This window comes from Candidatus Cloacimonadota bacterium (genome assembly GCA_011372345.1).
Lineage (GTDB): Bacteria > Cloacimonadota > Cloacimonadia > Cloacimonadales > TCS61 > DRTC01.
Map to the genome: position 1 here is coordinate 1 of DRTC01000206.1, position 7,750 is coordinate 7,750.

3 protein-coding genes are annotated in these 7,750 nt (G+C 37.6%); all 3 read right to left on the reverse strand.

What is annotated here, in order from left to right; all coding sequences use genetic code 11:
* Window positions 1-2,570: hypothetical protein (locus tag ENL20_04025; GenBank protein ID HHE37723.1), on the reverse strand; the 2,570-nt coding region annotated here is incomplete at its 3' end.
* Between the two features lie 56 nt (window positions 2,571-2,626).
* Entirely contained in the window at window positions 2,627-4,456 is a 1,830-nt protein-coding gene (locus tag ENL20_04030) for a T9SS type A sorting domain-containing protein (GenBank protein HHE37724.1), read from the reverse strand.
* A gap of 200 nt (window positions 4,457-4,656) precedes the next feature.
* Complete coding sequence (locus ENL20_04035) at window positions 4,657-7,560, reverse strand: choice-of-anchor D domain-containing protein (GenBank protein HHE37725.1); 2,904 nt, start codon at window positions 7,558-7,560, stop codon at window positions 4,657-4,659.
* Window positions 7,561-7,750 lie beyond the last annotated feature (190 nt).

The following is a 7,750-nucleotide window of genomic DNA, read 5'->3' on the forward strand; positions in this document are numbered from 1 at the left end:
CCGTTCCAATCTATGGAATGCATCAACTGTGTTGATGCAGCAGTAACACGGTTACTGCACTCCAAAATATCCAAAGTTTTCACTTTCTGTCCTTTGATGTTGTAGATTTCAAGAGTCACAAACCGGGAGGTTTGTGTTACGGAAAAAGAAATTGTAGTTGTTTTCTGGAACGGATTGGGATAGTTTCTATAAAGTTCAAACGGTTTTTTGTCGATCGTGAAATCATCATAAGAATCAGAGTTGTTGGAAGATCCCGGAGTCGGAGTTTCAAAAAATTGCCAGAGTGAATCTCCGTCATTTGATCTGCCAAAAGAAATATCCGTGGATTGTTCTCCGAAAGTCAATGAATCTATAATTGTAAAACCATTCGGGGCAATCAATCCAATCTGTTCGCCATCTGCTGATAGTTTGAAATTCAGATGAAGAATTCCATCTTCGCAATCTCTATCAGCCCAAAGTAATAAAAAACCATGAGGTTCTATTGTCGTTGAATCAGGATATTCAGAAGGGATTTGCCAGCAGGTCAGATCGGAAAGATCATCGGTCAGATAAAAACCGCTGATATCGACAGGTTCATTCGAGGTGTTGTAAATCTCGATCCAATCATCATATTCTCCCTCCGGATCTGCAATTGTTGTTTGATTTGAAGCCATGAATTCGTTAATAACCAAATTCATTGGATATTCAGGAATCGAATCGATTATTGTTTGAGTATCCATCCAATCCACCCGGTCTTGAATCCAATCTTTGAGATAAGTGATCTCATTTTCGTAAGTTCCGCCAATGTAAGGATTAGGCCAGACATATTCATCCAATATTTGCCATCTGCTGAAATTCCTTTCTTGAGCATCACCGATTTCTGCAACGAGAGAATCGATAATATTATTAAGATCATTATCAGAAAATATTGTTTCTCGAAGAAGATTCCATTGCATATTAAAACTTTCTCTGAAGGTTGAATCTGCCCACACTCTTCTCATCCAGAACGCTTTATGATGAGGATTGTATTCGATTTCCCAGCCTTCGGTTTCCCAACCTTCTAAATAATCCGCATTTCCAAAACCGAGATTAAAATCCCAAACAGGACCTAAAGCGAGTCTTCCGTCGATGCTGTCTCTGTCTTTATACATAAAAGTGCTTAATCGACAACTATCAACATTATTGGTGAGTTCATTGATAATGATGAAATGAATAAATGAATTGAAATCAATATGGTCGTAATAACCTGTTTCCGGATCGTTGTAATTTTCAGCTGCCATCATGGTCTCAAATTCACTGAAATAATTCATGATATAATCCCGTTGTTCCTGAACAATTTCATCCGGTCTGGGATAATGATATTGATAAAATATCTCGAAATCGTCAGGGAAATAAGGTTCGGAATTCCAGCCGTCATTATTATCTCCGGTCAATTTATCGATCTTAATAATGTAACCGCCGGTAAGCGCATCTCCGGAAATATCTTCCGGTCCGATCTCTGAAATATCAACTCGATTATCATCTCTCTTGATTTTCTCAAACAAAACATAAAGACCTTTATAATCACCATTTAAGACTAATTCACAAAATCTGTGTCTGCTTGCATATCGTCCCGATTCACGAGCGAGTTTATAGGCAAGAACATTTCTAATCAGAGATTTATCACTATAAGGAGCATATAAAATCCAATCATTTTCGGAAGGTAATCCCATTAATGGAACATTCAGGTTTTCACCATTTTCATCCTGCGTTTCAAAGGCATATTGTTTTTTGGGAAATGACTGCGAACTCGAACCTCTCGTCTCAATGCTGACAAATCCGTCATAATTATTGAACGGATCGGTGATCTGATTAAATTCTCCATTATCAATGACGCCCATAAAAGCAGTTATTCGAGAAGAATCAGGAATTTCCTGTCCGAAGGTGTCGATGATCACGATTGGAAGATGAGAGGATTCAAACTGGAAAGGAGTGTAAAACCATTCAGGAACCGGACCAAAAAAACTATAATTATCTTCGACATCGAAGGAGAGGAAAAAGATGCTCGATAGATCGGATGATGAAATATCAACATTATGAATCTGGATCGCCAGCACATTATCTCCATCCTGAAAAATCGACTGCATTTGAGATGAATAGATCGAATTACAATCAGGAAGTTCTCCATTATACATTTGTGCTTCATGATCATAAGAAGTTACCTGATCAAAAGGAATGAAAGATCCCGCTTCTCCGAGATTATCTGTTCTGCAAATTTCAAATCCATTGAGATAAGCAATAAAACCATCATCATAGTCAGCGTGTAATAATGCTCTTTGCAGTTTTGTCAGATCGGATATTAGGAAAGTCTTGCGTAAATATAATGAGATTGTCGGTTCGATAATGGTTTCATCATCTTCGTCTCCATAACCGATTCCGCCGATTCCTGTTTCCCAGATTGAATCATCGAAGGAAACATCTTTCCAATTAGCGGCAGGTTCGGAAATACCGACAAAATATTTCCATTCGTCAGATGAATAGATGGCAGTTTCCCAATGAGCAAAACAAAATGAAAATAATGTTAAAAATAAGAATATTGATAAAAGTTTCATTGAATTATTTTATTAAACTCGCCATCCGGCAGCTGCCGGATGGCGAGTTTTTATAACTACCTCATTAAGATCATCTTCTTCACAGCAGAATTTTTTCCTGATGTCAATTTATAAAAATAAACTCCGGAATTTACCGGTTTCCCAAATTCATCTTTCCCGTTCCAATCTATGGAATGCATCAACTGTGTTGATGCAGCAGCAACACGGTTACTGCACTCCAAAATATCCAAAGTTTTCACTTTCTGTCCTTTGATATTGTAGATATCAAGAGTCACAAACCGGGAGGTTTGTGTTACGGAAAAGGAAATCGTTGTTGTTGTTTGGAAGGGATTTGGATAGTTTGATAATGCAATTTGTACTTGCGAGAATTCAAAATTTTCTGAAGAAGTAATTGATCCAAAATCGATATCTAATGCAGCATACATTAGTTCTCCACCAAGATCTTGACCATATCCATGAATATAACAACCAAAACTATGATCACTATAGAAGAATAGATGGAGTTTACCGTGATCATTTCCAAGATCTTCTATAACATCACCCGGGTAAGCATAATTCGATTTTAAATCCTCTAATTCAGGAGTTTCAATAGGATTCAGAAAAATCGGATCAGACCATGTTTCTCCTGAATCATTAGATATACAGATAACAATCTCAACGACATCTTCCCATTCCTCATAACCTTCTACACCCTGAGAAGCGTATAAAGCATTTTGACAATCCTGCCAAACTGCAACAAGTCGATTACCGGTTTCCACAATTTTGAAATTATTAAAGTGAAAAAAATCTTCATAATATGTAAATGGCAATGATGAAACAAATAAATCTTGAAAACTGAATTCATGAGTATTTAGGTCAAAGCTGATCAGTCTTGGAGTATAACTTCCTCTAACTCCGACAAAACTTACTTTTGAATAATCATCCCTAAAAACAAGATTCATATGTCTCGAATACATTGCACTATAATAACTTACTGCTGGATAAGAGTAGTATTCAAACGGACCTTCTCCATAGTTTTCATTAATAAGGACAAACACTTCACTGCTTTGATTTTCATAAGTATTTAAGTATCCAGCATAGACAACGATATTCTCATGAACTATAAAAGCTTTGTGAGGTCTTTGATAAGAACCTTCATTACACCAGTCATCCATTTGTTCTATAGTCCGGTATGTCCAATCGAGTGTTGATAGATCATCCAATTCCGATGAAAGAAAATCAGCATAACAAAGAAGAACATTTTCACAAGGATACGGTAATTCCCCATGAGAATCTGTGTTATTATTTGCTGACACATAGATGCGTCTGTAATCTTCACCAAGAGGAGATGAATTTGAAATATAAACAGCAGGCCAAACAAATTCATCATCATCAAAACCTGTGAAAGGGAAACCTGTTTCAGGATTGTCAATAATAGTAAATTCATCCGTCCAATTACCACTAAAGCCGGAGTTATGAAATATATCAGCAGTGATATGACAATCATGATAACTTTGGTCGACTTCCGTATGCCAACAGCAAATAGGATCACAGGAAACGGGATCAATATCAATACCTGGATAACCCTGTCGATAATTACCGGGACTAATTAAATCCGTTGAAACAATTTCTCCTAATGAATTAATATAACTGAAATAGACAAAACGCTCCGAAAAAGAAGTTTCTTTGGCTTGATATGCAATATAAATTCCTCCAGCCGGATAATTATTCGGAAAGGAGACTTCAGGTTGGATTTGAATTGGAATATTATTGTAACCTCCAGGCATATAGTCAAAATACGAACTCATTAGTTCCGTAGGTTCGATCATAAAATTATAATCAGGTACTTGTGAAAACAAAAAATTTGAAACAAGTAATAATGCTAATATTTTTAAAACATACTTCATTTTTACCTCCAATTTTCAAACCACTTTGCGAAAGTTATCTTCTTTGAATCTCTCGTGAAGAACTTCCGCAAAGATCCTCAATTGAAAAACTGTCTGACGATATCTTTGCGAATAATTATTATCTCCTGCGGAGATTTAGAAGAATTCCGATGTGGGAATTTTCGCAAAGTCTATCTCATTAAGATTTATCCTACATAGCTTTAACGAAGTAAGATCATCTTCTTCACAGCAGAATATTTCCCGGATTTCAATTTATAAAAATAAACTCCGGAATTTACCTGTTTCCCAAATTCATCTTTCCCGTTCCAATCTATGGAATGCATCAACTGTGTTGATGCAGCAGCAACACGGTTACTACACTCCAAAATATCCAAAGTTTTCACTTTCTGTCCTTTGATATTGTAGATATCAAGAGTCACAAACCGGGAGGTTTGTGTTACGGAAAAGGAAATTGTCGTTGTATTTTGGAACGGATTTGGATAGTTTGATAATTTAATGAAGTTCGGATTATTTTCAGTGTTATAATCTTCTACGGAAACAACTTCTGTTCCACCGGAATAACAATAAATCCAACCATTTCTTCCACCCACAACCATTTCCATAGAATCATCTCCGATAATATCAGGAATAGCAGCGATCGCATCGACCGGAGTTCCGACATTGACCGAACCTAATTCCGAACCATCGACTCCATCCAGGAAATATCCATAATTATTTCCGAAAAGAGTTCCGACAATCAGATCATTAATTCCATCTCCGCTGATATCGGCAATGCGAGCAGCATTCCAGGGTTGGTCAGCAACAGGTTGATTCCAGATCTGCTCTCCGGTAAAACCATCTATTACAAGCGCATTATGAGAACTGCTGTGAGTAATGCAGAAATCCGGGAAACTATCTTCATTCACATCATCCAGTTTGATAAATCGAAGAATGATGGCAGTTCCGATATTAAAGTTCCATTGAACCGAACCGTCTGCTCCTTCCAGACAATAATAATTTCCGGAAAAATCTCCGGCAATAACTTCCTTAACTCCATTCCAGTTGAGATGAGAGGTCTGTTCCAAAGCCCAGACAGACGAACCTGCAACTTCATAAGACCAGAGTTCATTTCCATTTATACCATTTATTCCGTAAACAATTCCCTGTGATTCATAGAGATTGGATGCTCCACCAACAACATCAGGTTGTCCGTCAAAATTTGCATCTTCGATCCCGAGAACGGAAAATTTCGGTCCTGGAGTATAAAATTCCCAGATAGAATTTCCGGTCAATCCATCAAGACAATAAACTCGCTGCGGTCCCTGATAATTTCCGTCATTTCCGGTAGCAGCCAGCACATCGGGAATTTCATCATCATTATAATCATATTTGACATAAACCTGGTAAACCCAGCCGCCGTCTCCGTATTCGTGTGTGTCATGCATCCAGATTATTTCTCCGGTCAGACCGGAAAGTGCATAAATAGTTTTATCTCCCCAGGCAGTTCCGACAATTACATCTTTATAATTATCATCATTTATATCATCGATAATCTGCAAGCCATTTTGGGAATAAACAGAGCCGAGTTCATGTTCCCATAAAATATCAGCAGTTCCGGAAGAATTTCCATTAAAGCAGCGAACAAAATCATCTTCCGAACAGATGATCACATCATCGATCCCATCTCCGGAAACATCTGAAATGGAAGTAATCGCTTTGGGACTGTTATCATAACTCGTATCGATCTGATATTGCCAGAGAAGTTCGCAGATCGGATAGGATTGAGTGAATCCGGTTCCTGACAAATCGACTTCAAACGGATTTTCATCAGCATCATTACTGTAAATCGACATAATTCCTTCGTAAAAAACAGCTTCTATCGGATTGAACCAAATCCGCAAATTTACAGTCTCGTTTGTTTCAATTGTAACAGGAAGTTCGATCGTATTTTCGAGCAGGAATTGAGGATTGGAAAATTCAATATTATCAATGATCAAATCCGCTTCACCTTGATTGGAAATTTCTATAAATTCACCGGAAAATGCTCCTACTCTAATATTTCCGAAATTTAAAGAAATTGGAAAGATATCTATTTCAGGTTCCTGAAGAATACCAAAACCATTCAGGGAAATTTCTTCCTCCGGATTTACCGGATCATTTGATGAAATCGTCATTGTTGCCGGAAATTCTCCAAAAGAATCAGGTTCAAAAATAATGGATAGATAAGTTGTTTCATCAGGTAATATGATCAAAGGTGGCTGAAAAATAGTCGTGTATTGAGAAGCGGTAAATTCGATTGATACAATTTCCAGATTTGCAGTTCCGGTATTTGTAACGGAAAGATCGGTTGTTGACTGCTCTCCGACAATCACTTCTCCAAAATCATATTCATCAAATCCGAGAGAAATTTGCGGAGTTCCTGCTCCTCCCAGATCAACTTTATAAAGATAATCGAATCCTCCGCTGCCATTATCACAATACCAGAGATAATTTCCGTCAAAAACGATGCCTGCAGGATCTGTTCCTTCCGAAGCATTGCTTTCTAATAGCGAGCCATCTTCAGGATTAATTTTGTAAAGAGTGTCTCCCCAATAATCTGCCATCCAGAGATTCTCGTTTTCTAAACACAAATCCCAGGGTTGATTATCAGGAGCAGCAAATTCCTGCAGAATATTTCCCTGATCATCGAGTTTGTAGATGTGTCCATCCGGATCGTAATAAGTTGCCACCCAGAAATTCCCGTTATCATAAGCAATGCCGGACATATAATGATCGGGAAGATCGAATTGCGAAATGATGTTTCCGCTCAGATCAAGTTCGTAAGCGATTGCCGGATCAGAGGAAGAACCGGGATGATCCGTTACCCAGAGATGATTTCCGTCATAAGTCATGCCGAAGCAATCTCCGATCGTTGCATTTGTAAATAGAAGCTGATAATTTCCATCACCCGGATCTATTTGATAGAATTCGTCTCCGTTCGCTCCGTAAATTCCGCAGTAAAGATAAGTTCCGTCATAAGCGAGTCCTGATGCTCCTTCCGGGATCTGGAAAGTTTCGACTATTGCCCAGTCTGCGGATAAGAGTAATGTCACGAACATTAATAAAATAAATGTTGTTTGTTTCATGGTTACCTCCTAAATATTGAGTTTACTAAAAATTTATCATTCAGACCTGTCAAATTAAATTAAAATTTAATTAATGAGTCCACTCTAAAAAGATCAAATTCAATAAAATTAGAAACCGTTAAAACGGTTAATTTTTTTTCCTGTTTCATTAACCACCAACTTAAGTTGGTGGTTAATAAGAAGATAGAGG